This is a genomic window from Rhizobium sp. AP16, assembly GCF_000281735.1.
Classification (GTDB): Bacteria; Pseudomonadota; Alphaproteobacteria; order Rhizobiales; family Rhizobiaceae; genus Rhizobium; species Rhizobium rhizogenes.
Genome location: NZ_AJVM01000077.1, coordinates 35,391 through 61,705 on the forward strand (window position 1 = coordinate 35,391; position 26,315 = coordinate 61,705).

At 59.8% G+C, this 26,315-nt stretch carries 19 protein-coding genes and 1 pseudogene; 13 read left to right on the plus strand and 7 right to left on the minus strand.

Annotated features, from left to right (window positions below):
* The first annotated feature begins 4 nt into the window (after positions 1-4).
* The gene (locus PMI03_RS27265; protein ID WP_007701567.1) at positions 5-913 is read left to right on the plus strand and encodes a hypothetical protein; all 909 of its coding nucleotides are present in this window, start codon (positions 5-7) and stop codon (positions 911-913) included.
* 18 nt (positions 914-931) lie between these two features.
* Complete coding sequence (locus tag PMI03_RS27270) at positions 932-1,846, plus strand: glycosyltransferase family 92 protein (protein ID WP_007701568.1); 915 nt, start codon at positions 932-934, stop codon at positions 1,844-1,846.
* 9 nt (positions 1,847-1,855) lie between these two features.
* Here the strand turns inward: PMI03_RS27270 and PMI03_RS27275 are convergent, their stop codons facing one another.
* The 4 genes and pseudogenes from PMI03_RS27275 to PMI03_RS31930 all read right to left on the minus strand — a co-directional run.
* Positions 1,856-2,926 (minus strand): glycosyltransferase family 4 protein, encoded by a 1,071-nt coding sequence (locus PMI03_RS27275; protein WP_007701577.1) that lies wholly within the window; start codon positions 2,924-2,926, stop codon positions 1,856-1,858.
* A 6-nt stretch (positions 2,927-2,932) separates the two neighbouring features.
* Positions 2,933-3,409, minus strand: a complete 477-nt coding sequence (gene greA, locus PMI03_RS27280) for a transcription elongation factor GreA (RefSeq protein ID WP_007701580.1) — start codon at positions 3,407-3,409, stop codon at positions 2,933-2,935.
* A gap of 241 nt (positions 3,410-3,650) precedes the next feature.
* Entirely contained in the window at positions 3,651-7,136 is a 3,486-nt protein-coding gene (gene carB / locus PMI03_RS27285) for a carbamoyl-phosphate synthase large subunit (protein ID WP_007701583.1), read from the minus strand.
* A gap of 170 nt (positions 7,137-7,306) precedes the next feature.
* Positions 7,307-7,408 (minus strand): annotated as a pseudogene (locus PMI03_RS31930) (DNA-binding protein); the annotation flags it as partial.
* Positions 7,409-7,623: 215 nt separating this feature from the next.
* On the opposite strand from PMI03_RS31930, the gene PMI03_RS27290 reads away from it, so the two are divergent.
* The 4 genes from PMI03_RS27290 to PMI03_RS27305 all read left to right on the plus strand — a co-directional run bounded on the left by PMI03_RS27290 (position 7,624) and on the right by PMI03_RS27305 (position 12,400).
* Positions 7,624-8,556, plus strand: a complete 933-nt coding sequence (locus PMI03_RS27290; protein WP_007701586.1) for a neutral zinc metallopeptidase — start codon at positions 7,624-7,626, stop codon at positions 8,554-8,556.
* Between the two features lie 370 nt (positions 8,557-8,926).
* On the plus strand, positions 8,927-10,183 hold the full coding sequence (locus PMI03_RS27295; protein ID WP_007701590.1) for a TCR/Tet family MFS transporter: 1,257 nt from the start codon (positions 8,927-8,929) through the stop codon (positions 10,181-10,183).
* Positions 10,184-10,331: 148 nt separating this feature from the next.
* Positions 10,332-11,729 carry an MATE family efflux transporter gene (locus PMI03_RS27300; protein WP_007701592.1) on the plus strand — a complete coding sequence of 466 codons (1,398 nt, stop codon included), beginning with the start codon at positions 10,332-10,334 and terminating at the stop codon, positions 11,727-11,729.
* 98 nt (positions 11,730-11,827) lie between these two features.
* Entirely contained in the window at positions 11,828-12,400 is a 573-nt protein-coding gene (locus PMI03_RS27305) for an EVE domain-containing protein (protein WP_007701597.1), read from the plus strand.
* A gap of 92 nt (positions 12,401-12,492) precedes the next feature.
* On the opposite strand, the gene carA is transcribed toward PMI03_RS27305, so the two are convergent.
* Positions 12,493-13,701 carry a glutamine-hydrolyzing carbamoyl-phosphate synthase small subunit gene (gene carA, locus PMI03_RS27310; protein ID WP_007701600.1) on the minus strand — a complete coding sequence of 403 codons (1,209 nt, stop codon included), beginning with the start codon at positions 13,699-13,701 and terminating at the stop codon, positions 12,493-12,495.
* A 308-nt stretch (positions 13,702-14,009) separates the two neighbouring features.
* On the opposite strand from carA, the gene PMI03_RS27315 reads away from it, so the two are divergent.
* A complete protein-coding gene (locus tag PMI03_RS27315; RefSeq protein ID WP_007701603.1) occupies positions 14,010-14,462 on the plus strand; it encodes a GatB/YqeY domain-containing protein in 453 nt (150 codons plus the stop codon).
* A gap of 241 nt (positions 14,463-14,703) precedes the next feature.
* Here the strand turns inward: PMI03_RS27315 and PMI03_RS31935 are convergent, their stop codons facing one another.
* On the minus strand, positions 14,704-15,285 hold the full coding sequence (locus PMI03_RS31935; RefSeq protein ID WP_309574489.1) for a hypothetical protein: 582 nt from the start codon (positions 15,283-15,285) through the stop codon (positions 14,704-14,706).
* A gap of 223 nt (positions 15,286-15,508) precedes the next feature.
* On the opposite strand from PMI03_RS31935, the gene dnaG reads away from it, so the two are divergent.
* Positions 15,509-17,503, plus strand: coding sequence for a DNA primase (dnaG, locus tag PMI03_RS27325; RefSeq protein ID WP_007701608.1), 1,995 nt, complete (start codon positions 15,509-15,511; stop codon positions 17,501-17,503).
* A 7-nt stretch (positions 17,504-17,510) separates the two neighbouring features.
* On the plus strand, positions 17,511-19,391 hold the full coding sequence (recQ, locus tag PMI03_RS27330; RefSeq protein WP_007701611.1) for a DNA helicase RecQ: 1,881 nt from the start codon (positions 17,511-17,513) through the stop codon (positions 19,389-19,391).
* A gap of 20 nt (positions 19,392-19,411) precedes the next feature.
* Here the strand turns inward: recQ and PMI03_RS27335 are convergent, their stop codons facing one another.
* Positions 19,412-20,182, minus strand: coding sequence for an SDR family oxidoreductase (locus PMI03_RS27335; protein WP_007701612.1), 771 nt, complete (start codon positions 20,180-20,182; stop codon positions 19,412-19,414).
* 263 nt (positions 20,183-20,445) lie between these two features.
* Here PMI03_RS27335 and PMI03_RS27340 point away from each other — a divergent pair, with 263 nt between their 5' ends.
* The 4 genes from PMI03_RS27340 to PMI03_RS27355 all read left to right on the plus strand — a co-directional run bounded on the left by PMI03_RS27340 (position 20,446) and on the right by PMI03_RS27355 (position 26,094).
* Positions 20,446-21,633, plus strand: a complete 1,188-nt coding sequence (locus tag PMI03_RS27340) for a glycine C-acetyltransferase (protein ID WP_007701613.1) — start codon at positions 20,446-20,448, stop codon at positions 21,631-21,633.
* Positions 21,634-21,654: 21 nt separating this feature from the next.
* Positions 21,655-22,692 carry an L-threonine 3-dehydrogenase gene (gene tdh / locus PMI03_RS27345; RefSeq protein ID WP_007701614.1) on the plus strand — a complete coding sequence of 346 codons (1,038 nt, stop codon included), beginning with the start codon at positions 21,655-21,657 and terminating at the stop codon, positions 22,690-22,692.
* Positions 22,693-23,137: 445 nt separating this feature from the next.
* A complete protein-coding gene (gene rpoD / locus PMI03_RS27350) occupies positions 23,138-25,201 on the plus strand; it encodes an RNA polymerase sigma factor RpoD (RefSeq protein WP_007701617.1) in 2,064 nt (687 codons plus the stop codon).
* A gap of 89 nt (positions 25,202-25,290) precedes the next feature.
* Positions 25,291-26,094 (plus strand): APH(3') family aminoglycoside O-phosphotransferase, encoded by an 804-nt coding sequence (locus PMI03_RS27355; RefSeq protein ID WP_007701620.1) that lies wholly within the window; start codon positions 25,291-25,293, stop codon positions 26,092-26,094.
* The last annotated feature ends 221 nt before the right edge of the window (positions 26,095-26,315 follow it).

A 26,315-nucleotide genomic window follows, 5' to 3' on the forward strand; every position in this document is an offset into this window, starting at 1 on the left:
GGACATGGTGGACCGCCCCTGGCACCGAACGTTGGTCAAGCTGGGCGCGCGCATGCTGCTCGGCAGTTCGCGTGCTCACGCGCAGGACTGGTTTCCAGGGCTTGGCATTGTGCGCAAGAGCGGCGTGGGGGAGGTGTTCTACCACCGTGCCAAGGTCGCCGATCTCTCGAATAGCGATTGGCTGCGGGACGAGGCGAGCGAAAATATCTACATCGTCGGCTCCGGCCCATCGATCCGTGACTGCGATCTCACCGGCCTGGAGCCGAAAAGCGCCATCTTGCTGAACGGCGCGATCGGATTGATCGGCGAGCAGATTGCCACGCCGCTTGCCGTTGCCGTGGAGGATGAGCGTTTCGTCTGGCGGCATTCGGAGATGATGCGGCGCAGGATCAAGCCCGGCATGGTCTGCCTGTTTTCAGTCTCCGTGCTGCGGGCGATTTCGGAGCTGGACAGCCGTTGGTTGTCGGACAAGACGGTTATTCTGATAGACAATATCAGTAAGCCCTATGGCGCTCGCCGCCGCTTGATAGACGATCTTGGAAAGCTCGATTTTGTGCGGCTCAACGCAGCCGGTACCGCCGGTTTCTCCTTTGCCCCGGATCTGGGTGTCTTTCAGGGAGGCTCGGTCGCCCTGTCGGCGCTGCAATTCGCGCTTTATTGCTCACCCAAAACGATCGGCTTCCTCGGCATCGATATTTCCAACGCCGGCGAGCCACGTTTTTATGAGACGGGCGATGAAGCCGCTTTTTCCGGCATCGCGCGGGCCGAAGACCGGATCCTCGAACATTTTGTTCTGGCAAGAGAAATCGCGTCGGAGCGAGGCGTGACATTTGTCAACTATTCGCCGGTTTCGGCACTGTTGAAACATGGGTTCGGCTATGATGACAGGTTTGCCGCCGCATCGACGATCTGAGTTGCAGGGAACGGACGCATGGGTTGGCTGAAACCTAAGACTGCCGATGCCAAGAAACTGGCCATCGACCCGCCGCAGCCTCGAGAGGGCCGTCACGGGATCGCTATCGCCGTCTGCGTCAAGGACGAGGCGCGGTATATTGAGGAATGGGTGCGTTTCCATCGTGCCGTCGGCATTCGGCACTTCTATATCTACGATAACGGCTCGACGGATGAGACCCTGGCAATTCTGCGCGATCTCCTCGATGCCGACATGCTGACGATCATCCCCTGGGCTGGGCGAATGAAGGACGCGGGTACCGGAACGACGCTGAACGGCCAGGTTATCGTCTTTGCCCATGCCATCCTTAATTTCGGCGGCGCATATCGCTGGATGGCGTTCATCGATGTCGACGAATTTCTGCTGCCGAAGGAAGGGCGCACGGTCGAGCAGGCGCTTGAGGCGGCGGGGGATTTCCCGAATGTCTCCTTGCCCTGGCACATGTTTGCCACCAGCGGCCATGCGACGCCTCCCGGCGGTCCATTGACGCTGAACTACACGATGCGCGGCGCCGATCCGATGACACCTAAGGAAGATGTTCGCAATTTCAAATGCATCGTCGATCCTTGCGAGGTGACGGAAGTCAGCGTGCATCAGTTCCAGACTCGCGAATTCGGTGATCTCACGGCGAACGATGCCGGAAAGCGCTTCACGCGCCGGGCGCGGAAGTCGCCGGAGTTCTATTCGAATTGTTTCCTGCAGCTCAATCACTATTACACCAAGTCCCGCGAGGAGCTGATGGCGAAACTGGCGCGCGGGTGGGCCTACGATACCTCGCCGACCAAATATCGGGACAAGGTTCTGTCGATCGTCAAAAGCATCGAGGAGGATGTGGTCGAGGATCGCGCGATGATCGATTTCGTCGAGCGCAACCGCATCGACCTTGGTCAATAGCCCGGCGGTTCAGCCGAGTAGTTGCCGATAGATATCGCCGATCGCCGTTGCTTCCTTTTCCAGCGCGAACTCGCTGCGGATGTGACGCACGGCATTTTCGCCCTGCTGGAGCGCTTGATCCGGATTGGCCAGATAGAAGGCGATCGCCTTGGTCAGCGCCTCGCCATCGCCGGCGGGCACGATCGCGCCGGTTTCTCCCGGCACGATCATCTCGGCATAGGCGCCTGCGTCGGACGCGACGACTGCGGTGCGCGAGGCCATGGCCTCCAGCGGCGTCAGGCCGAAACCTTCATTGCGGGAAGGGGCGACATACAGCGTCGTGCGACGATACCAGGGCCTGACACTATCGACTTCACCCAAAAAGCGGATGCGGTCGGTAAGGCCGGCTGCGGCCACCATCTTCACCAGGTCGTCGGCGAAGCTGCGGTGTTCTGCCGTCACGCGGCCGCAGATGACGGCCGTCCAGTCCGGATAGCGGGGCAGAAGCTCGATCATCGCCTTGACGAAGAGATCGGTGCCTTTCTGGTGGCGGACGCGGCCGAAGCAACCGACAAGGTAGGTGCCGGGCAGGCCGCTGGCGGCCATCCGGTCGTCGGGCACTTCCGGCGGATGGAACAGCTTGAGGTCCACGCCATGCTGAATGACGGTATGCGGCACCTCAAGGAAACTGCCGGAGCGGGTGCTGGTGGCGATCACCGCATCCATGCGGCGGATCAGCCAGCGTGTATAGCCGGTGTGGCGGCGCTGGGCGGCCGAGGTGAAGACCAGTTTCAGCGGCATCCGCAGCACAGAGCGTAGCAGCAACCCGACCAGCATCTCATTGTTGCGGCGGGCATGCCAGACACGCACGCGATGGCGGCGTGGCGTTATCCAGAGACCGGGCAGCCGTGCCCAGCCGAGCCTCGGCAATTCTTCCGGCAAGCCCGGGCCAAGCGTGGCGATATGGCAGCCAAGCTCGATCTGCTTCGGAATGAGCTGCACGATCGTTGATGTAACGCCGGAGAGCCGGCGTTTGAAATTCGTCGCGATGACCTCGATCTCGCTGAGATCGCTTGCATGCGATGAGTCACGATCGCGCACGGGCGATCAACCCCAGGAGATGGAGAGGATTTCGTAGGCCTTGGCGCCGCCTGGGGCGTTGACCTCGATGGAATCGCCGACTTCCTTGCCGATCAGCGCGCGGGCGATCGGCGAGGAAATAGAGATGCGGCCAGCCTTCACGTCGGCTTCCTGATCGCCGACGATCTGGTAGCTCTTCTCTTCCTCGGTGTCCTCGTCGATGAGCTTTACCTTGGCGCCGAACTTGATCTTCGAGCCGGACATCTTGGTGAGGTCGATGACTTCAGCGCGCGCCGTCAGGTCTTCGAGTTCGCCGATGCGGCCTTCATTGTGGCTCTGGGCTTCCTTGGCAGCATGGTACTCGGCGTTTTCGGAGAGATCGCCATGGGCACGGGCTTCCGAAATTGCTTCGATGATTCGCGGGCGTTCTTCCTGCTGCCGCCAGCGCAGTTCTTCCTGCAGCTTGACGAACCCGTTCTGTGTCATCGGTACCTTTTCAACCATTTTTCTTGTCCTTCACTCCCTGTACTGCGCTGTCGCAGACACAAAAGAAAACAGGTCCCGAAGCGGTACTTCGGAACCATGTTGAGCCATTATTCTGTCATCTATAGCAGATTGCGACAGCCGATTTCCAGAAAATTCGAAGACTTATGGCGAGGCTGATCTTGGTCAGCACTCGCCAGAGTCAGTTTTGCACAGCCAACGATCAGCAACTCGAAAGTAGCGGTCGCGGGCCTCGATCGCCTCAGAAATAGCTCTGCAGAGTCCGGACTTCGAGGTTGCCGGCCTTCAGCGCCTTGATCGCCATAGCGGCGGCTTCGGCACCGGCCATGGTGGTGTAGTAGGGCACCTTCTGCATCAGCGTTGCGCGGCGCAGCGACTTCGAATCAGAGATCGCCTTGTTGCTGTCGGTCGTGTTGATAACGAGCTGGACCTGGCGGTTGCGGATGGCATCCTCGATATGCGGACGGCCTTCCAGAACCTTGTTGATCTTGGTGGCGGCAATGCCCTGTTCGGCCAGATAACGCTGCGTGCCGCCGGTGGCGAGCACCTTGAAGCCCAGCTCGGTCAGCATGCGGATGGCGGGCAGGACGCGCGGCTTGTCGTCGTCGCGGACGGAGACGAAGACCGTTCCGTCACGCGGCAATTCGACGCCGGCACCGAGCTGCGACTTGGCGAAGGCCAGCGCAAAATCCGTATCCAGACCAATGACTTCGCCGGTCGAGCGCATTTCCGGTCCGAGTAGAATGTCGACGCCGGGGAAGCGGGCGAAGGGGAAGACGGCTTCCTTGACGGCGATGTGCTTGAGCTTGCGCGGATCCGGCTTTTCGCCATAGGCGGCAAAAACCGCATCCAGCTTTTCGCCGGCCATGACGCGGGCGGCGATCTTGGCGATCGGCGCACCGATGGTCTTGGCGACGAAGGGCACGGTACGCGAGGCGCGCGGGTTGACTTCGAGCACGTAGACGGTGCCGTCCTTGATGGCGAACTGCACGTTCATCAGGCCGCCGACATTCAGCGCCTTGGCCATGGCCTTTGCCTGGCGTTCCAGCTCGTCAATCATGGCAGGCGACAGCGTGCGCGGCGGCAGCGAGCAGGCCGAGTCACCGGAGTGAATGCCGGCTTCCTCGATATGCTCCATGATGCCGGCAACGTAGACGTCGGTTCCGTCGGACAGGCAGTCGACATCGACTTCGATGGCGTTGGCGAGGTAGCTGTCGAACAGCAGCGGGTTCTTGCCAAGCAGCGTGTTGATCTGGCCGGTCTTGTCGTTCGGATAGCGCTGCTTGATGTCTTCCGGAACCAGTTCCGGAACGGTGTCGAGCAGGTAGGTCTGCAGCATGCCTTCCGAATGGATGATCTGCATGGCGCGGCCGCCGAGCACGTAGGACGGGCGCACGACCAGCGGGAAGCCGATCTCGGAGGCGACAAGGCGAGCCTGCTCGACCGAGTAGGCGATGCCGTTGTTCGGCTGGTTAAGATCGAGCTTCATCAGAAGCTTCTGGAAGCGGTCGCGGTCTTCGGCAAGATCGATCGCGTCAGGCGCGGTGCCGAGGATCGGGATGCCGTTCTTTTCGAGCGCTTCGGCAAGCTTCAGCGGCGTCTGGCCACCGAACTGGACGATAACGCCGACCAGTTCGCCATTTTCCTGCTCCGCGCGGAGGATTTCGATGACGTCTTCGGCGGTCAGTGGCTCGAAATAGAGCCGGTCCGAGGTGTCGTAGTCGGTCGAAACGGTTTCCGGGTTGCAGTTGATCATGATTGCTTCATAGCCGGCATCCTTCAGAGCGAAGGCGGCATGGCAGCAGCAATAGTCGAACTCGATGCCCTGGCCGATACGGTTCGGACCGCCGCCGAGGATGACGACCTTCTTGCGGTCGGAGACCTGCGCCTCAGAGCGAGCAGCGCCGACGAAGGGCGTTTCGTAGGTCGAGTACATATAGGCGGTCGGCGAGGCGAATTCGGCCGCGCAGGTATCGATGCGCTTGAAGACCGGGCGAACATTCAGGCTGTTGCGCAGCTCAGCCACTTCCTTCGGACGCTTGTCGGTGAGCGTTGCCAGGCGGGCGTCGGAGAAACCCATCGCCTTCAGCATGCGCAGGTTGGTCGCGTCTTCCGGCAGGCCATGTTCGCGGATGCGGGCCTCCATGTCGACGATGCTCTTCAGCTGAGCGATGAACCAGGGATCGATCTTGCAGCCTTCATGCACTTCTTCAGCGGTCAAGCCGAGGCGCAACGCCTGGGCGACCATGCGCAGACGATCGGGCGTCGGTGTGCCGATGGCCGCGCGGATGGCGTTGCGGTTGCCTTCGCCTTCCTCGGTGCCGGGGATCTCGATCTCATCAAGGCCGGTGAGGCCGGTTTCGAGGCCGCGGAGCGCCTTCTGCAGCGATTCCGCGAAGGTGCGGCCGATCGCCATGACTTCGCCGACCGACTTCATCGCGGTGGTCAACACAGGCGAGGCGCCGGGGAATTTCTCGAAGGCGAAGCGCGGGATCTTGGTGACAACATAGTCGATCGACGGTTCGAACGAAGCGGGCGTCGCGCCGCCAGTGATGTCGTTTTCCAATTCGTCCAGCGTATAGCCGATAGCGAGCTTGGCCGCGACCTTGGCGATCGGGAAGCCGGTGGCCTTTGAGGCCAGCGCCGACGAGCGCGACACGCGCGGGTTCATTTCGATAACGACCAGACGGCCGTCCTTCGGATTGACGGCGAACTGCACGTTCGAGCCGCCGGTCTCGACGCCGATCTCGCGCAGGACGGCGATCGAGGCGTTACGCATGATCTGGTATTCTTTGTCGGTCAGCGTCAGCGCCGGGGCAACCGTGATCGAATCACCGGTATGGACGCCCATCGGGTCGATGTTTTCGATCGAGCAGATGATGATACAGTTGTCCGCCTTGTCGCGGACTACTTCCATCTCGAATTCCTTCCAGCCGAGCACCGATTCTTCGACCAGCACTTCCGTGGTCGGCGAAGCATCGAGACCGCCGCCGACGATTTCGAAGAATTCCGAGCGGTTATAGGCAATGCCGCCGCCTGTGCCGCCGAGCGTGAATGAAGGACGAATGATGGCGGGCAGGCCGACATGATCGATCGCCTGAGCTGCGATCGCCATGGCATGGCTCATATAACGCTGCTTGCGGTCGCTCTCGCCGAGGTTCCACTGGTTTTCCAGCTCATCGAGCGCCTTGTCGAGCGCTGCGCCGGAAAGGGATGCCTTCAGCTTGCTGCGCTCAGCCTCATGCGTCTTGCGGTCGGCATCCTTGATGTCGGTGGCGTTCGCCAGCATCGAGCGTGGTGTTTCGAGGCCAATGCGCGCCATGGCTTCGCGGAAAAGGGCGCGGTCTTCGGCCATGTCGATGGCGGCCGGCTTGGCACCGATCATTTCAACATTGTAGCGGTCAAGCACGCCCATGCGCTTCAGCGACAGCGCGGTGTTGAGCGCCGTCTGGCCGCCCATGGTCGGCAGCAGTGCGTCCGGGCGCTCCTTGGCGATGATCTTGGCGACCACTTCCGGGGTGATCGGCTCGACATAGGTCGCGTCGGCCAAGCCCGGATCGGTCATGATCGTCGCCGGGTTGGAGTTGACGAGGATGACGCGGTAGCCTTCCTCTCGCAGCGCCTTGCAGGCCTGTGTGCCGGAGTAATCGAATTCGCACGCCTGACCAATGACAATCGGTCCAGCACCGATGATGAGGATCGATTTGATATCTTGGCGCTTCGGCATGGGCTCACATCCGTTTTTTGGCTGCGCGAAAAACCGGCCAGGGTGGGAGATCACCGGCCGGGGCGCATGGTCAAGTCTTTTCAGGCTAGAAGCGGCTTATAGGCAAATGTATTTGCAAACGGAACCCCATAAATCACGGAATCGACAGGAATCGACAGCTCCCGCTGCTTCTATCCAAATCGCCGCCGTGCATCTTCGGCATAGGGGCGGCTTACCGGGATTGCCGTGCCATCGTGTGTGACCAAAAAAAGCTTGCCGTTGTTGCGCTTCAGCCTTTTATAAGGTCACCTTTACCGGTGGTGTGCCGCGGTCGCTTGTGATGGTCGCCGCGATAGCGACCTTCCTTGCATGGCTTGCCATCATGAACATAAGGAAGCGCCGGCATTTGATTTGAGAATGCTCTCACGGAGAACTGGCGTTGCATACCTTCCTCGATATATAAGTGTATGAAAGAGTATCGATTCAACGTATCGCCCGGAGGTGCACCATGGACTGGAAGGGACGTCGGCAATCCGACAATATCGAGGACGAACGCGGTTCTTCGCCGACGGGAGGCGGTCCTCTCGGTGGCGGCGGGTTTCGCTTTCCCGGTGGAGGACTGGGTGGCGGCGGCTTGAGCTTCCGCACCATAATCGTCCTGGTGGTGATTTTCCTGGTGCTGAGAGCCATGGGTGTCGACGTCATCGGCTTGCTGCAGCAGAGCGGCGCCTTGACCGGCGGCTCCACTTCCGGGTCCGGCTATCAACAGAGCGACAACAGTGGCGGCACCGCTGCGCCGGCCAATGACGAGATGAAGCAATTTGTCGCCACGGTGCTCGCCGATACCGAGGACACCTGGACCGGCATCTTCAAATCCATGGGCCAGACCTACACCGATCCAAAGCTGGTGCTGTTTTCAGGCCGTTTCCCTTCAGCCTGCGGTACGGCCTCGGCGGCGACCGGGCCTTTCTATTGCCCGAGTGACCAGAAGGTCTATCTCGACATGGCCTTCTTCCAGCAGATGAAGGACCAGTTCGGCGCATCCGGCGATTTCGCGCAAGCCTATGTCATAGCGCACGAAGTCGGCCACCATGTTCAGGACCAACTCGGCATCCTGCCGAAGTTCAATCAGGCGCGTCAGACCATGAACGAGGTCGATGCCAACAAGATGTCGGTACGTATCGAGCTGCAAGCCGATTGCTTTGCTGGTATCTGGGGCAAGTTCACCCAGCAGAAAGGCATTCTGCAGCAGGGCGACCTCGAAGAGGCGCTGAATGCCGCGCAGCAGATCGGTGATGATACGCTGCAGAAGCGCAGCCAGGGCTATGTCGTTCCCGACAGCTTCAACCACGGCACATCCGCGCAGCGTATGAAATGGTTCAAGCAGGGCTTCGATTCCGGCAAGCTCAGCGACTGCGATACGCTGAACAATCCGGTTTAAGCTCTCAAACTCTTCTTCCCGCTCCTCATTCTATCGAAGGGGCGGGAGAAGGATTTTGAGCAAGGCAAAATGGCGATTGGCCGGGTGAGGGGTCTCCTCATTATTGGCAGCTTGATGGTTCCTTTGCTCCTCACCCCAACCCTTTTAATGCGCCTGGCATCTGGTCTATTTTTGAGGCTGGAGCGACGATAGGTGCATTGGGGATAACTGGCATTCCAAACGCAAGCGATCAAAAGAATAGGCCGATGAATCAGAAAGATTGAAGCGTTCACGGATTGTTTCGGGCAAAATCTTCAAGTATTGGGAACGCACTGATTTTCGTTCACGTTCTGTCTCTTCATGGAGATAGGGCCACAAAAAGGCAAACTCCATGATCGATCCGAAATTCGCGCGTCGCGGCTTGTTGCTCGTCTTCATTATTCTCTTCCTGGACGTCATGGGTCTCGCCATCATCATGCCGGTGTTGCCGCAGTATCTCGAAGAGTTGACGGGCGCTTCGGTCAGCGAGGCGGCCACCGACGGTGGTTGGCTGCTGCTTGCCTATGCCGCTATGCAGTTTCTATTCTCGCCGTTGATCGGTAATTTGAGCGACCGCTTCGGCCGCCGCCCCATCCTGCTTGCCTCGGTGCTGACCTTCGCTATCGATAATTTCATCTGCGCTATCGCCGGTACCTATTGGATATTGTTCGCAGGCCGCATCCTGGCCGGCATCAGCGGCGCAAGTTTCTCGACATGCTCCGCCTATATTGCCGACATCAGCAATGACCAGAACCGGGCTAAGAATTTCGGCCTGATCGGCATGGCCTTTGGCGTCGGTTTCGTACTCGGGCCGGTCATTGGCGGTTTTCTCGGCGAATTCGGTCCGCGTGCACCCTTTTACGGCGCGGCCGCGTTGGCGTTGCTGAACTTTATTGGCGCTTATTTCCTGCTGCCGGAAACGCTGGAGGCGAAGAACCGTCGCCGTTTTGAGCTCTGGCGCGCCAATCCGCTCGGCGCTCTGCGGCAGGTACGACGCTATCAGGGGCTCGGCTGGATCTTCGTCGTGATGTTCTTTAACTGGCTGGCACATGGCGTCTTTCCGGCCGTCTGGTCGTTTGTCTCCTCCTATCGTTATGATTGGACGTCGTTGGAAATCGGCATTTCGCTCGGCACCTACGGCATCGGCATGGCACTGGTTATGGGGTTGGTCTTGCCCCGCATCGTGCCGGTGCTCGGCGAATGGAAAACCGTGGTGTTGGGGCTTGTCTTTTCCGGAATCGGCTTAGTGGGCTATGCCTTCGCCTGGCATGGCTGGATGGTCTATGCCGTCATCATCCTGACCGTGATTGAAAACGTTGCGGATGCGCCGCTGCGCTCAATCGCCGCAAGCAAGGTGTCGCCGTCGGCGCAGGGAGAATTGCAAGGCGCTCTTGGCAGCCTTACCAGCATCACGGCCATCATCGGACCTGTGCTGTTCCCCTATCTGTTTCGCTTTTTCACCGCGCCGGAAGCACCCGTCACCTTTGCCGGTGCCCCCTTCATCATGTCGGCAATCCTGATCCTGGCCGCAGTGATCCTCTTTGTTGTCAAGGTGCGCAAGGACGAGCTGAAAGCCGTAGTGGAACCGGCCGCTCAAGAGGTGGCTTAAATAATCATCAGATATTTTGATGATCTGATGAATTCTTTAGCATCTTAGCTTTGCCAACTGGCTTTTTCGCTGAAGTTGCGCTAAGGCGGCAGGCTCGCGCACCTCGGGTAGGAGCGGTCTGCGCGTTTCTTAAAATCGAGTTTTCAAGATGGATATGCCGGCAACTGCGCGCCCGTTCGCGCATGACAATGACAATTCGTGGTCTGCGCATGTCCGCGCCACCCTGGCGCTCGGCATACCGCTGATCGGTGCGCAGCTGGCACAGCTCGGCATCAATACCACGGATGTGATGATCGTCGGCCGGCTCGGTGCCGAGCAGCTGGCCGCCATGGTTCTGGCCGCGCAGTTCCTGTTCACTATCCAGATTTTCGGTTCCGGTTTTTCCATCGCTGTCGTGCCGCTGGTGGCGCAGGGCTATGGCCAAGGCGATGTCACCTCGGTTCGCCGGGCGCTGCGCATGGGCATCTGGGTCGTCACCGCCTTTTGGCTGTTGACACAGCCCGCCTTCTTCTATTCCGAGCAGATCCTTCTGGCCGCCGGGCAGAAGCCGGATGTGGCGAGGCTTGCCAGCGAGTATATCGCCATCGGCCATTACGCCGTGCTGCCGGGGCTGCTTTACAACGTCATCCGCGCGCTGGTAAGCGCGATCGGCATGGCGCGCGTCATTCTCTATGTCACCATCGCCATGCTGGTGATGAATGCCATACTTGCCTACGGACTGGTGCTCGGTCATTTCGGCATGCCGGCGCTTGGGCTGCATGGCGCGGCCATCGTGTCGGTGGCGGTGCAGACCGCAGGCTTCCTGTTCATTGTCGCCTTCGTTCAGAGCCGAGAGAAGACGCGCCGCTATGAGATCTTCGTTCGCCTTTGGCGGCCGGATTGGCACGCATTATGGGATGTGGTTCGCCTCGGTTTTCCGATCAGCATCACGGTTCTGGCCGAGGTCAGCCTGTTCACGGCGGCGTCGCTGCTGATGGGCCAGATCGGCACGATCGAGCTTGCCGCCCACGGTATTGCGCTGCAATGGGCATCGATCGCCTTCATGATACCGCTCGGCCTCAGCCAGGCGGCCACCGTTCGGGTCGGCGTCGCGCATGGGCAGGGGGATCGCATCGGTCTGACGCGTGCGGCGATCGTCGTGCTCATCGTTTCGAGCTGTATCTCGCTGCTCGGCAGTATCCTGTTCGCCACCATGCCGATGTGGTTCGGAAGCTGGTTCCTTGATGTGACCTCGGCCGAGGCGCCGCAGGTGCTTGCCTACGCCGCGCCGCTGATCGTCGTTGCGGGCCTGTTCCAGTTGGTCGACGGTCTGCAGGCAATCGCCAGCGGCTTGCTGCGCGGTCTGAAGGATGCGCGCGTGCCGATGATCCTGGCGCTGATCGCCTATTGGCCGATCGGCTTCTTCCTGGCCTGGCTGCTTGCCTTCCCGCTCGGCTTCGGTGGCGTCGGCATCTGGCTCGGCTTCCTCCTGGGGCTGGCCTCGGCCGCGGCGATGCTTTGCGTGCGGTTCTATGTTCTGGTGCGCTCGGAGAAAATGGTCGGCTGAGGTCGGCTATTTTTCGCATCGTGGCGCGAAGACTGCTGACAGATATTGGCAGCATGATCCCGTATATTGGCGTCATACCAATTTGATGGGAGACGACCATGACATACAAGGCAAGCGCCCACAGCGAGGCCACGCTTTTCCCGCTGGATGGACTTCTCAACCAAGGTACCGTCGTGCACATGCTCGCACATTCCGACGCTTCGCCTAAACGCGAGGCGCCAAGGGCAAGGTCGTACTGGTTGGCGGTTGCCTGCGCCGCGCACGTCCGGTACGGGCGGGCAAACGGCTTCATGCAGGTCAATCACGGCAAGCAGGGACCATTGAAGCGGATCAAGCCGGGCGACGGCGTGGTCTATTATTCTCCGTCGGTGGCCATGGGCGACAAGGACGGCTTTAAAAGCTTTACGGCGATCGGATATGTCCGGGACGGCGAGCCCTATCAAGGCGAGATGGCATGCGGCAAGGCGTATCGCCGCGATGTCGATTGGCTGGATGTGCCTGAGCAACCGATCCGCCCTTTGCTGGATTGGCTGGATTTTACCCAGGATAAGAACTGGGGTTACAAGTTGAGATTTGGCCTGGTTCCGTTCAGTGAATCCGATTTCGAGTTCCTGCAGGAAATCCTGACAAGCGAACTCGAAGAGGTCAGGCGCCGCCGCTTGCAGGCCTGATCAAGCGGTATCGAGAACTCCTAAAGACGAAAGCCCCGGATTGACAATCAATCCGGGGCTTTCCTTTTAGCCAATGATCATGGCGGCGCTGCTTATGCGCGCTCGGCCAAGGCCGGTTCTCCCTTCTTCTCGCGCACCAGATTGACGAAGCGGCGGAAGAGGTAGTGGCTGTCCTGCGGACCAGGGGAGGCTTCGGGGTGATGCTGTACCGAGAAGACCGGCTTGCCGGAAACGCGCAGGCCGCAATTGGTGCCGTCGAAGAGTGAAACGTGAGTCTCTTCAATTCCTTCCGGCAGTGTGCTCGCGTCGACCGCGAAGCCGTGGTTCATCGAGACGATCTCCACTTTGCCCGTGGTGTGATCCTTGACCGGATGGTTGGCGCCGTGATGGCCCTGATGCATCTTTGCGGTCTTGGCGCCGAGGGCGAGACCGAGCATCTGGTGGCCGAGGCAGATGCCGAACAGCGGAATGTCCGTCTTCAGCAGGTCCTGGATAACCGGCACGGCGTATTCGCCGGTCGCGGCCGGATCGCCGGGGCCGTTCGACAGGAAGATGCCGTCCGGCTTCAGCGCGAGCACGTCGTCGGTGGATGCGGTTGCCGGCAGCACGGTGACTTTGCAGTCGAGACCGGCGAAGAGGCGCAGAATATTGCGCTTCACGCCGTAGTCGAGGCAGACGACATGGTACTTGGCATCAGCAGTCTTCAGCTCGCCATAGCCTTCGTTCCAGATCCAGGGCGTCTGCGACCATTGCGACGACTGCCCGGAGGTGGCGACCTTGGCGAGGTCGAGACCTTCGAGGCCGCTCCAGGCCTTGGCGTCCGCCTTGAGCTGATCGATGTCGAAGACACCGTTCGGGTCGTGGGCGATGACGCCGTTGGGCATGCCGTTTTCACGGATCCAGGCGGTCAGCGCGCGGGTGTCGATGCCGCACATGCCGATGATGCCGCGCGCCTTCAGCCACTGGTCGAGATGCTTGACGGCGCGATAGTTCGAAGGATCGGTGACATCGGCCTTGAAAATAACGCCGACGGCGCCGTGCCGGGCGGCAGGCGTCAGGTCCTCGACGTCTTCCTCGTTGGTGCCGACATTGCCAATGTGAGGGAAGGTGAAGGTAACGATCTGGCCGAGATAGGAGGGGTCGGTCAGGATCTCCTCGTAGCCCGTCAGCGCCGTGTTGAAGCAGACTTCGGCCTGGACCTTGCCGGTCGCGCCGATGCCCTTGCCTTCGATCACGGTGCCGTCGGCGAGAACGAGCAGGGCACTTGGCTTTTCAATTGTCCATGGAGCTGTGGCGGTCATTGTCATCCCGTTTCCGGCGTCGTGCGCGGCCTTGAAAAGACCGGGGGCTTCCGCCATGTTTGTCGCAGATTGCAGCCAGCGACATGCGTCGCGGCTTGAGACCTTAATATCGATCTAATGTGCAGGTGTTGGACATAGCCAAACAAGGCCTGTCGGTCAATGCGCCGTTTTCGTTTCCCGCCAGGGAATTCGCCAGGTTTCGGCCGCAGGCACGCAATTGCATTGATCGCTGCTCATGGTCTATGAGACTGGCAACATGAAATGAGAGGCCGTGCGATCGTCGCCGGCCTGCTTAGGGAGTTAAAGACATGATCCGCGAAACGCTTTCCAACGCCCAGAAGGATGCCATGAGGGCCAAGGATGCGGCGAGGCTTTCGACCGTGCGCTTGATCCTGGCCGCCATCAAGGACAAGGACATCGCCAATCGCGGCTTGGCCAAGGAACAGGCAAGCGACGACGAGATCCTGCAGCTGCTCGCCAAGATGATCAAGCAGCGGGAAGAGTCGGTTAAGATGTATACTGATGGCGATCGTCCGGAGTTGGCTCAGAAGGAGCGCGAGGAAATTGCTGTCATCCAGGGCTTCATGCCGGAACAGCTCTCCGAAGAGAAAGTGCGCGAGATTTGCGTCGCCGTCGTGGCCGAGCTCGGCGCCCAGGGCCTGAAGGACATGGGCAAGTGCGTTGCGGCGCTGCGCGAACGCTATGCCGGGCAAATGGATTTCGCCAAGGCGTCGGCGATCCTCAAGGATCTGTTGAAGTAAATTTTATCTGTTCGCGGCCGCGCTCTGACGCGGCCAAAGCGATGTCCGATTCTCGGCGTACTATATCGACATAGGCTGAAAATAGAGAAGGCAGGAGCTGGGGGAGCTCCTGCCTTCTTGCGCTTTGCAGCCGTTTGATGACGCAGGGTGGGGCCCAAAAATCAAACGTCTATTGCAAAGGCACCCAGGTGAGGCGGCGCCGGGGGTAGGGATGGTGCCTCACCTGGGGATCGGTTAAATCTTATCTGGTGATCCTGACCTGCTGTTGCAAACTCATGTCTTGCGATTCCAGCCAGGATATCTGAACTTTGACACCGGCCTTGAGAGCCGGCACTTTCATATCGACAGGAAGCTGATAGCCAGCATCCGTATAGAGCACGTTCGTGGCTGCCGCAGGTGCTGCGCCATCCGTCATCGTTGCCGAGCTATAGTTAGCTGTGGCGAAGAGGGCGGCAGCGGCAAAGGGTACCAGCAGAACGCGCATTTCATCTCCTAAACTGAAAGCCTGTACCTCTGGCTTCCTGTTCGTCGGGACGTCTAGGCATGTCGCGTCGCGAACCATGTTGTTCGCCGGCTTGTCTCGTCCTGTGAGATGGAAGCTATTGCGCTGCACATGAACAATCAAATTACAAAAAAATAATGTTTGACTTACGAACCATGCCGCAAATGTGCCACCAAGCGGGAAGATCACGCGCGCCTCGATCTTCGGCCAATGGTTGCGGCGGGTGTTGCCGCACTCTCCTGTTGTTAGCTGGAGTGGTGGGCAAGTATCTGCTTTTTCATCATTTTCCTTTTGCGGAGAAGCAGCCTTGCAGATGCACATAAAGGCCGCGGGGAGTCGTGGCCATTTCTGTCGTCAATGATGTCAAAATGGCTTTTCAGGAGGGTGCGGAAACATTAACAACGCCACTGCAATCACGGTCTTGTGATCGGAGTGGTTGATTGTCGACCCAGGCGCGAGGGGCTGTGAATAGCGGGCGTGGTGAAGGGTTCCTCGTGGCAATGCGCGCTGTTCCTGCTTATAAGGGGGCAAGCCAGAGGTAATTATGCGATTTTCCAATACGTTTCTCGATGAGATTCGCGACCGCGTCCCTATTTCGGACGTGATCGGCCGCCGTGTGACGTGGGATCGCCGCAAGACCAATGTGCCGCGTGGCGATTATTGGGCCTGCTGCCCGTTCCATGGCGAAAAGTCGCCGAGCTTCCATTGCGAGGACCGCAAGGGCCGTTACCATTGCTTCGGCTGCGGCGTCACCGGCGATCATTTCCGTTTTCTGACTGACCTCGAGGGTCTGAGCTTTCCTGAAGCCGTGCAGCAGATCGCCGACATGGCCGGCGTTCCCATGCCGATCGCCGATCCCATGGAAGCGAAGCGCGAGAAGGAACGCACCTCGCTGCTCGACGTCATGGAGATGGCGACGCAGTTCTTTCAGGATCAGCTACAGACGGCAAATGGGGCGAGGGCGCGCGCCTATCTGCGCGATCGCGGGTTGACCGGCCGTACCATCGATACCTTCCGTCTGGGCTATTCACCGGATAGCCGCAATGCGCTGAAGGAATTTCTGTCCGGCAAGGATGTTGCCAAAGAGCAGATCGAAGCCTGTGGTCTGGTGGTGCATGGTCCGGATATTCCGGTCTCTTACGATCGCTTCCGTGACCGCATCATGTTTCCGATTCTGTCTTCTCGCGAGAAGGTTATCGCCTTCGGTGGCCGGGCGATGTCGCCGGACGCACCGGCGAAGTATCTCAATTCCAACGAGACCGAGCTCTTTCATAAGGGTAACGTGCTCTACAATTTCACCCGCGCGCGGCGTGCCGCCCAGGGAAACGATGGTTCAGGGACGATCATCGCCGTCGAAGGCTATATGGACGTGATCGCGCTGCATCAGGCCGGCGTCGAAAATGCCGTCGCGCCGCTCGGCACGGCGCTGACGGAGAGCCAGCTTGAGCTTCTGTGGAAGATGACGCCGCAGCCGATGCTCTGCTTCGATGGCGATGGCGCCGGTATCCGCGCCGCCAATCGTGCCGCAGACCTGGCGCTGCCGCATATCAAGCCCGGCCGAACGGTCCGTTTCGCGCTTCTGCCGGACGGCAAGGATCCGGACGATCTTGTCCGTCACGATGGCCGTGCACCCTTTGACAAGGTGTTGGCGCAGGCAAAACCGCTGGCTGAAATGATTTGGAGCCGCGAAACCAGTAATGGCACCTTCGATACGCCGGAGGCGCGTGCCGAGCTTGAAGCGCGGCTGAAGCAGATGGTTTCGGTCATCGCCGATGAAAATGTCCGCCGTCATTATCAGCAGGATATTCGCGACCGGTTGAACGGGCTGTTCCAGCCGCAGTTTCGGCGCAACGACAATCAGCAGGGGCGCGGTTTTTCCCGCGAGAGCAACGGCCGCTCCTTCGGTGGTCGTGGCGGACAGGGCCGGGATCGGCCGGCGGCCGTCAGCACGAAGGCGACGGATCGTTTGATGCGCTCGGGCATGATCAAGGGCCATCAGGATGTTCCGGGCCTGCGCGAAAGCGTGCTGGCGGTGACCATCGTCAATCATCCGCTGCTGTTGCAGGACGAATATGACGAGATCGCCGCGATCGACTATGAGAGCCGTGAATTGCAGCGCCTATGGTCTGCCATGCTCGGCGCTGCCGCGACCATACCGGCTCAGCAGCTCAGCCGAGAGCGATTGCTCGAACAGCTGGAAGAACAGGGTTTCGCCGCCTTGCTGAAGACGCTGGACCAGCAGGTGCGCAATGCCCGCCTCTGGACGGCCACGGAGGAGGCGGCGATGGAGGATGCGCGCGAGGGCTACCGTCAGGCGCTTGCGCTCCATAAGCGCTCCAAGGCGCTGCGCTGGCACAAGATCGAGCTGGAGCGCGCCGTTGCCGAGGCGACGGAAGAGGGCGACGGCGAACTCATCGAGCAATTGATGCGCGCTTTGCAGGAAGTACAGCTCGAAGCCTTGCGGCTGGAAAACCAGGAAGCGATCATCGACGGCTTCGGGGTGCTTTCCGGCCGTATCAAAGGACCCGCAGGGAAGTAGGGGATAGATGTCACAGCCGGATAGACAGGAACCACGGTTTTCCGCCGACAATGCGCTGTTTGCAGATCGCAGTTCCGGAATGGCGCCGCTCGACATTCTCAAGCGCGTTTATGGTTATTCCGCCTTTCGCGGCAAGCAGCAGCAAGTGGTCGAGCATGTCGTGGGCGGCGGCGACGCCGTGGTGCTGTTTCCGACCGGGGCCGGCAAGTCGCTTTGCTTCCAAATTCCGGCCCTTTGCCGCGACGGCATCGGTATCGTCGTCTCGCCGTTGATTGCGCTGATGCGCGATCAGGTCGAGGCGATGAAACAGCTCGGCATCCGCGCCGCGGCACTGAATTCGTCATTGTCGCGCGAAGAGGCAAGCGACATCTATCGCGCTGTCTCCAGCGGCACGCTCGATATGCTCTATGTCACGCCCGAGCGCATCATGACCGACGGGTTCCAGCAGATGATCGCCAGGGCGAAGATCGCTCTTTTCGCGATTGACGAGGCGCATTGCGTCTCGCAATGGGGACATGACTTCCGGCCGGAATATCGCGACCTCGGCAAGCTTGCTGAACTCTTTCCCAAGGTGCCGCGCATCGCGCTGACGGCAACCGCCGATCCGCATACGCGCGACGATATCATAGAGCGGCTGGGGCTCGACGACGCCAAAGTCTTCACCACCAGCTTCGACCGGCCGAATATCGCCTATGAGATTGTCGAGCGCGATCAGCCGCGCCAGCAGTTGCTGCGTTTTCTCGATGGCCATCGCGGCGATAGCGGCATTGTCTATTGCCTGTCGCGGGCTAAGGTCGAGGATACCGCGGAATGGCTGAACGGGCAGGGCGTTCGCGCGCTTGCCTATCACGCCGGCATGGACCGCTCTGTTCGCGATGCCAATCAGGACGCGTTTCTGAAGGAAGAGGATCTTTGCCTGGTGGCGACGGTTGCCTTCGGCATGGGTATCGACAAGCCGAATGTGCGCTATGTCGCCCATCTCGATCTGCCCGGCTCCATCGAGGCCTATTATCAGGAGACAGGCCGCGCCGGACGCGACGGGCTGCCGTCTGAGGTCTGGATGGCCTACGGCATGGCCGATGTCATCCAGCGGGGGCGGATGATCGATGAGGGCAACGCGGCGGATGAGATCAAGCGCGTCGAACGCGCCAAGCTCAATGCGCTGCTTGCCATCTGCGAGACGGCCGGCTGCCGGCGACAGGCGATCCTGGCGCATTTTGGCGAGGGCCATGCTGGCGGCTGCGGCAATTGCGACACCTGCCTGAAGCCGGTCGAGACCTGGGATGGCACGGAGGCGGCGATCAAGGCGTTGGCCGCCGTCTATCGCACCGGGGAGCGTTTCGGCACCGGCCATGTCATCGACGTGCTGATAGGGACCGTCAACGAGAAGACCGAGCGTTTCGGCCATGTCAACATGCCGGTCTTCGGTGCCGGCAAGGATATTCCTGCGCGCACCTGGCAATCCGTCTTCCGGCAGTTGCTGGCGAACGGCTTCGTCAGTGTCGATCACACCGCCTTTGGCGCGATGAAGCTTGAACCGGAGGCAAGGGCCGTGTTCAAACACGAGCGTCAGGTCTTCTTCCGCAAGGACCGGCCGGAAGCAAGGCGTGGGGCGAAGAAGGCTGCGCGGATCGAAAAGCGGCAGTCGAGCCTCTCGGGCGAGGCACAGCCGCTGTTCGATGCTTTGAGGGCAGAACGCACGAAGATCGCCAAGGAGCTCGGCGTGCCGCCCTATGTCGTTTTCCCGGATACGACGTTGATCGCCTTTGCGACGGAACAGCCGACGAGCCGCAATGCTTTGCTGGGGATTTCAGGCGTCGGGCAGGCGAAGCTGGAACGCTACGGGGATGCGTTTTTGAAGGTCATCAAGGATTTCACTGATCGGTGATACTTAGGCGCTGTGCCTGTTCACATCCTGGCGGTCATGCCGCCATCGACGGTCAGGACATGTCCGTTGACGAAGGATGCCGCATCGCTGGCGAGGAATAGCGCGGCACCGGCGATTTCATCCGGACGTCCCCAACGCTGAATCGGAATGCGCTGGCGCACGACCGGCATAAGGTCTGCATTTGCCACCATCGCTGCGTTGGTTTCCGTCGCAAACCAGCCCGGCGCAATGGCGTTGCTGGTGATGCCATATGGACCGAACTCAACGGCCATCCCCCGCGTGAGACCGGTCAGTCCCTGTTTGGCCGCCGGATAGACGCAGTCGCCGGGCATAGCGACCCGACCGCTGATCGAGGTAACAGAGATCAGTCGCCCGTGATTGTGTCGCTTCATCAGCCGAGCGGCGTCGCGGGAAAGCATGATCGAGGCGGCCAGATCCGTGTTGAGCAAGGTGAGGATCGCTTCGTCGTCGAAGTCGGCCAGCGGGCGTCTGTCTCGGGCGCCGACATTGTTGATCAATATGTCGAGTCGGCCGTGCTGTCTCTCGATATCGGCCATCGTCGCGCTCCGCGCCTCGCGGTCGGCAATATCGAACGCTGCTGCTGCGGCCATGCCTCCTGTCGCTTGAATGGCTTCGACGGCGTTGTTCAACGTTGCGGCGTTGCGCCCATTGACGATGACATGTGCTCCCGCGTCGGCAAGCGCTTTTGCCATTTCGAACCCGAGGCCGCGTCCGCCTCCGGTGATGAGCGCGACCCGGCCCGCGAGGGAGAATCTGTGAAATATGTTCATGGCTCTCCCTTTCTGCTGAGATTAGCATCGACTTGCAGCAAAATAGTGGACTCAGTCAAGTAATTTTTGCAATGGCAATTGATGCGGCGAGGCAGGGAACTTGCGTGTTTTTCGTTCGGTTCGACAGATAATATCGAACTTGCCCTGTATCGTGCCAGCGCCACGACGCTACGCATTTTTGCCGCGGCTGGATGCAGCAAGGAACCTAATCCTGTGTTATTTCTTGGCCAGTAAGGCACCGTGACCAGCATCGGAATGCGACCATGACCTCTGCGTTCATATCTCACTTGCGCAACGAACTCGCCGGCCTGAAAGACGCGGGACTTTATAAGTCTGAACGCGTCATTACCTCCAAGCAAGCCGGCGAGATTGCCGTTGCGGGCGGTGCGCGGGTGTTGAATTTCTGTGCCAACAACTATCTTGGTCTCGCTGACAATGAGGAACTGGCCGAAGCTGGGAAAAAGGCACTGGATCGCTACGGCTATGGCATGGCCTCGGTGCGTTTCATCTGCGGTACGCAGGAGGAGCACAAGCAGCTTGAGGCGCGGATCTCAGGCTTTCTCGGCATGGAGGATACGATCCTCTATTCCTCCTGCTTCGATGCCAATGGCGGGCTGTTCGAGACGCTGCTGTCGGAGGAAGATGCGATCATCTCCGATGCGCTCAACCATGCCTCGATCATCGACGGCGTGCGCCTCTCCAAGGCCAAGCGGTTCCGCTATGCCAACAATGACATGGCGGCTTTGGAGGAAGAACTGAAGAAGGCGGAAGGCAGCCGTTTCAAGCTGATCGCCACCGACGGCGTTTTCTCCATGGACGGCATCATCGCCAATCTTGGTGGCGTTTGCGATCTCGCCGAGAAATATGGCGCCATGGTCATGGTCGATGACAGCCATGCGGTCGGCTTCGTCGGCGATCACGGCCGCGGTTCGCCGGAATATTGCGGCGTCGAGGGCCGGATCGACATCATCACCGGCACGCTCGGCAAGGCGCTCGGTGGCGCATCGGGCGGCTATACCGCAGCGAAGGCCGAGATCGTCGACTGGCTGCGGCAGCGCTCACGCCCCTATCTCTTCTCCAACACGTTGGCGCCGGTCATCGCGGCCGCCTCGCTGAAGGTCTTTGACCTCATCGACAATGGCGACGTCCTGCGAAACCGGCTCCGTGGCAATGCCGAGTTCTTCCGCGGCGAAATGACCAAGCTCGGCTTTACGCTGGCCGGCGCCGACCATCCGATCATTCCTGTCATGCTCGGCGACGCCAAGGTGGCGCAGGAGATGGCGGCTCTGATGCTGAAAAAGGGCGTCTACGTCATCGGCTTCTCCTTCCCCGTTGTGCCGAAAGGGCAGGCGCGCATCCGTACGCAGATGTCGGCGGCGCATTCGAGGGTCGACGTCGAGCGCGCGATTGCTGCTTTCGCCGAGGCGGGACGGGAACTCGGAATTATTTGAATCGGTTGGAGACGACAGATCATGTCAAACATGATGAAGGCGCTGGTCAAATCGAAGCCTGAAGTCGGACTATGGCTGGAGCATGTTCCGGTTCCCGAGGTCGGGCCGAACGATGTGCTGATTCGGGTCAGGAAGTCGGCGATCTGTGGCACCGATGTACATATTTGGAACTGGGACCAGTGGGCGCAAAAGACCATACCTGTGCCGATGGTCGTCGGCCATGAATTCTGCGGCGAGATTGCCGAGGTCGGTTCGGCGGTGACGAAGTATCATGTCGGCGAGCGTGTTTCCGGCGAGGGGCATATCGTCTGCGGCAAGTGTCGCAATTGCCGGGCGGGCAGGGGCCATCTCTGCCGCAACACGCTCGGTGTCGGCGTCAACCGCCCAGGTTCCTTCGGCGAGTTCGTCTGCATTCCGGAATCCAATGTCGTGCCGATCCCGGATGATATTCCGGATGAAGTGGCGGCGATCTTCGATCCCTTCGGCAATGCCGTGCACACGGCACTGTCCTTCGACCTGGTTGGCGAGGACGTGCTGGTCACCGGCGCCGGCCCGATCGGCATCATGGGCGCGATGGTCGCGAAGCGGTCCGGCGCGCGCAAGGTTGTCATCACCGATATCAATCCGAACCGTCTGGCGCTTGCCCATAAGCTCGGCATCGATCACGTCGTCGACGCCTCGAAGGAAAATCTTGCCGATGTGATGAAGTCGATCGGGATGACCGAAGGCTTTGACGTCGGTCTGGAAATGTCGGGTGCGGCGCCGGCGTTCCGTGACATGATCGACAAGATGAACAATGGCGGCAAGATTGCCATTCTCGGCATAGCGCCGGCCGGCTTCGAGATCGACTGGAACAAGGTGATCTTCAAGATGCTGAACCTGAAGGGCATCTATGGCCGAGAAATGTTCGAGACCTGGTACAAGATGATCGCCTTCGTTCAGGGGGGGCTCGACGTCTCGCCGGTCATCACCCATCGCATCGGCATCGATGATTTCCGCGAAGGGTTCGAAGCGATGCGTTCCGGCAACTCCGGCAAGGTGGTAATGGACTGGTTTTGAACTTATTTGTGACCTGATGGCATCAGTATTGTCCGCAAACTGCGGAAATGAAAGCGTTTGACAAGGCTGCTCTTGTCATCGTGCGGGGACTTCCTAAATACGGGGAACAATTGTTTCCGGCGTGCGGAGCCTGTGGATAAGGCTTTTTCACGATTTTAATGAGCTTTTTTGCTGGAAAAGCTTGACGTGAACAAAAATTGTAGGAATCACCGTTTGTCCTCGGAAAAACGGTAAACTGGATCAGGCGGATCATTTATACCATGGCCGGAAATCCAAACGCAATCCAGCTTTGCTGTCCAGTGCCGGCGATCGTGGTTAATCAGGCATTAAAGGTCATTCCGTTAGGTCTTTGTCGGTGATTCGGGGCTGGCGCGAGGCGCGCCGGGCCAGAGCGGTCATTCACCGCGTATAAGTTTTAAGCGTCAGGGAAAGCGACGATATAGAGATGGCAACCAAGGTCAAAGAGAACGAAGAAGCTGAAGTCGAACGCGACGGCACCTCCGATGGCCCGCTTCTCGATCTTTCCGACGACGCGGTCAAGAAGATGATCAAGGCCGCGAAGAAACGCGGCTACGTGACGATGGACGAGCTCAACGCCGTCCTGCCGTCCGAAGAAGTGACGTCCGAACAGATCGAAGATACGATGGCGATGCTCTCCGATATGGGCATCAACGTCATTGAAGACGAGGATGTCGAAGAGGCGGGCGCGGCAACCAGCAGCGACGATGACGATTCCAGCGACGACGACAATGGGGAAGGCGGCGAACTCGCACCTTCCACCGGTTCGGCGCTTGCTACCGCCAAGAAGAAAGAGCCGACCGACCGCACGGACGATCCGGTGCGTATGTACCTGCGCGAAATGGGTTCGGTCGAACTGCTGTCGCGCGAAGGCGAAATCGCGATCGCGAAGCGCATCGAGGCCGGCCGCGAGACCATGATCGGTGGCCTCTGCGAAAGCCCGTTGACGTTCCAGGCGCTGATCATCTGGCGCGACGAACTCAACGAAGGCACGACGCTGCTGCGCGAGATCATCGATCTCGAAACCACCTATTCCGGCCCGGAAGCCAAGGCTGCGCCGCAGTTCCAGAGCCCGGAAAAGATCGAAGCGGACCGCAAGGCCGCTGAAGAGAAGGAAAAGGCCCGTCGCGGCCGTTCGCCTTCCGGCGATGACGACATCACCGATGTCGGCGGTGAAGGCTTGCCGGGCGAGGAGGAGGAAGAGGACGAGGACGAATCCAGCCTCTCGCTCGCCGCGATGGAAGCCGAACTGCGCCCGCAGGTGATGACGACGCTCGACACGATTGCCGAAACCTACAAGAAGCTGCGCAAGCTGCAGGACCAGCAGGTCGAGCAGCGTCTGTCTGCATCGGGCACGCTGTCGTCGGCGCAGGAGCGTCGTTACAAGGAGCTCAAGGATGAGCTGGTCAAGTCGGTCAAGTCTCTGTCGCTGAACCAGAACCGCATCGACGCTCTCGTCGAGCAGCTCTACGACATCAACAAGCGCCTCGTGCAGAACGAAGGCCGGTTGCTGCGTCTTGCCGAATCCTATGGCGTCAAGCGCGATAGCTTCCTGGAACAGTATCAGGGCGCCGAGCTTGATCCGAACTGGATGAAGTCCATCGGCAATCTGGCCGCGCGCGGCTGGAAGGAATTCGCCAAGAGCGAAAACACCACGATCCGCGACATTCGCCAGGAAATTCAGAACCTTGCGACCGAAACCGGTATCTCCATCTCGGAATTCCGCCGCATCGTGCATATGGTGCAGAAGGGTGAGCGCGAAGCGCGTATCGCCAAGAAGGAAATGGTCGAAGCGAACCTCCGCCTCGTCATCTCCATCGCCAAGAAATACACCAACCGCGGCCTTCAGTTCCTCGATCTTATTCAGGAAGGCAATATCGGCCTGATGAAGGCGGTCGATAAGTTCGAATATCGCCGCGGCTACAAGTTCTCGACCTACGCGACCTGGTGGATCAGGCAGGCGATCACCCGGTCGATCGCCGACCAGGCCCGCACGATCCGTATTCCGGTGCACATGATCGAAACGATCAACAAGATCGTTCGCACGTCGCGCCAGATGCTGCACGAAATCGGCCGCGAGCCTACGCCGGAAGAACTGGCTGAAAAGCTCGCCATGCCGCTCGAAAAAGTGCGCAAGGTGCTGAAGATCGCCAAGGAGCCGATCTCGCTCGAAACGCCTGTTGGTGACGAAGAAGATTCGCATCTCGGCGATTTCATCGAGGACAAGAATGCGCTGCTGCCGATCGACGCGGCCATCCAGGCTAATCTGCGCGAGACGACGACCCGCGTGCTGGCCTCGCTGACGCCGCGTGAAGAGCGCGTGCTGCGCATGCGCTTCGGTATCGGCATGAACACGGACCACACGCTCGAAGAAGTTGGCCAGCAGTTCTCGGTCACCCGCGAACGTATTCGCCAGATCGAAGCGAAGGCGCTGCGCAAGCTGAAGCACCCGAGCCGCAGCCGCAAGCTGCGCTCGTTCCTCGACAGCTAAGCGGTTTCTGCCGTTATGAAATCAAAGCCCGGTTCGCGAAAGCGAGCCGGGTTTTTTGCAAGCAACAGGTTGCAATATAGGCTTGGGCCATGATGGACGTTCCGCCTGAACTCTTCGAGACCTCTATGCCAGCACGGCTGCGAGATCTGCTCTCCGGTTATAGCTGGGCGGCAGACGAACTCGGACGCTCTTCGGCAAGTGTTTTTCGTTTGGAAGCCGACAGCCTGCCGCCTCTTTATCTCAAGAGTGAAATCGCCAGTCCGTTCAGCGAATTGGCGGGCGAAGTTGCAAGGCTTCGGTGGCTTGGCGCGCAGGGCCTTGTTTGCCCAGCGGTCGTCGCTCATGAAGCCGGCGGCGAACGTGAATGGCTGCTGATGAATGCGCTTGACGGCGCCGACCTCGCCAGTGCGTCTTTGATCTCGCCCTTGGAGCGCGTGCGGATGTTGGCGGAAGCGCTGCGAGATCTTCATAGGATCCGCATCGATGCCTGTCCGTTTGATCATCGATCGGACGCAAGGATTGCTGCTGCCAAAGCCCGGATGCGTGCTGGCCGTGTCGACGAGACTGATTTCGATGAGGCGCGATTGGGCCGATCGGCGGAAAGTCTTTTTCGCGAACTCGAAGAGCGCAGGCCGGCAGCGGAGGACCTCGTCGTCACCCATGGCGATGCCTGTCTGCCGAACTTTATCGTCGCCGATCACCGTTTCGCCGGCTATATCGATTGCTGCCGTCTCGGCGTCGCCGACCGTTATCAGGATATAGCGCTGGCCTGCGGCAGCATCGTGTATAACTTCGGTGAAGCGCTGGTTGCGCCCTTTCTGGAGGCCTATGGGATCTCCGAGGTGGATGCGGAAAAAATGGACTACTATCGGCTGCTGGACGAGTTCTTTTAGCTCTGGGCGTATCGGCGCAGCTGTTGGGCGATCACGCAGGTGTGTTTTCCGGGCATTGCGGAGCCGCTCAGGGCCTGACAATCTGTCTTTTCGCAATTGCCTCTTTCGGGCCGCATTGTTGCCCACCATATGTCGGGTGTCTGTCGCCGCTCGATCTGTCATTTTCGGTAAGGTTCCGATGAAATTGATACGCGTTTTCCCATCGGCTGCTTTTGCCCGGC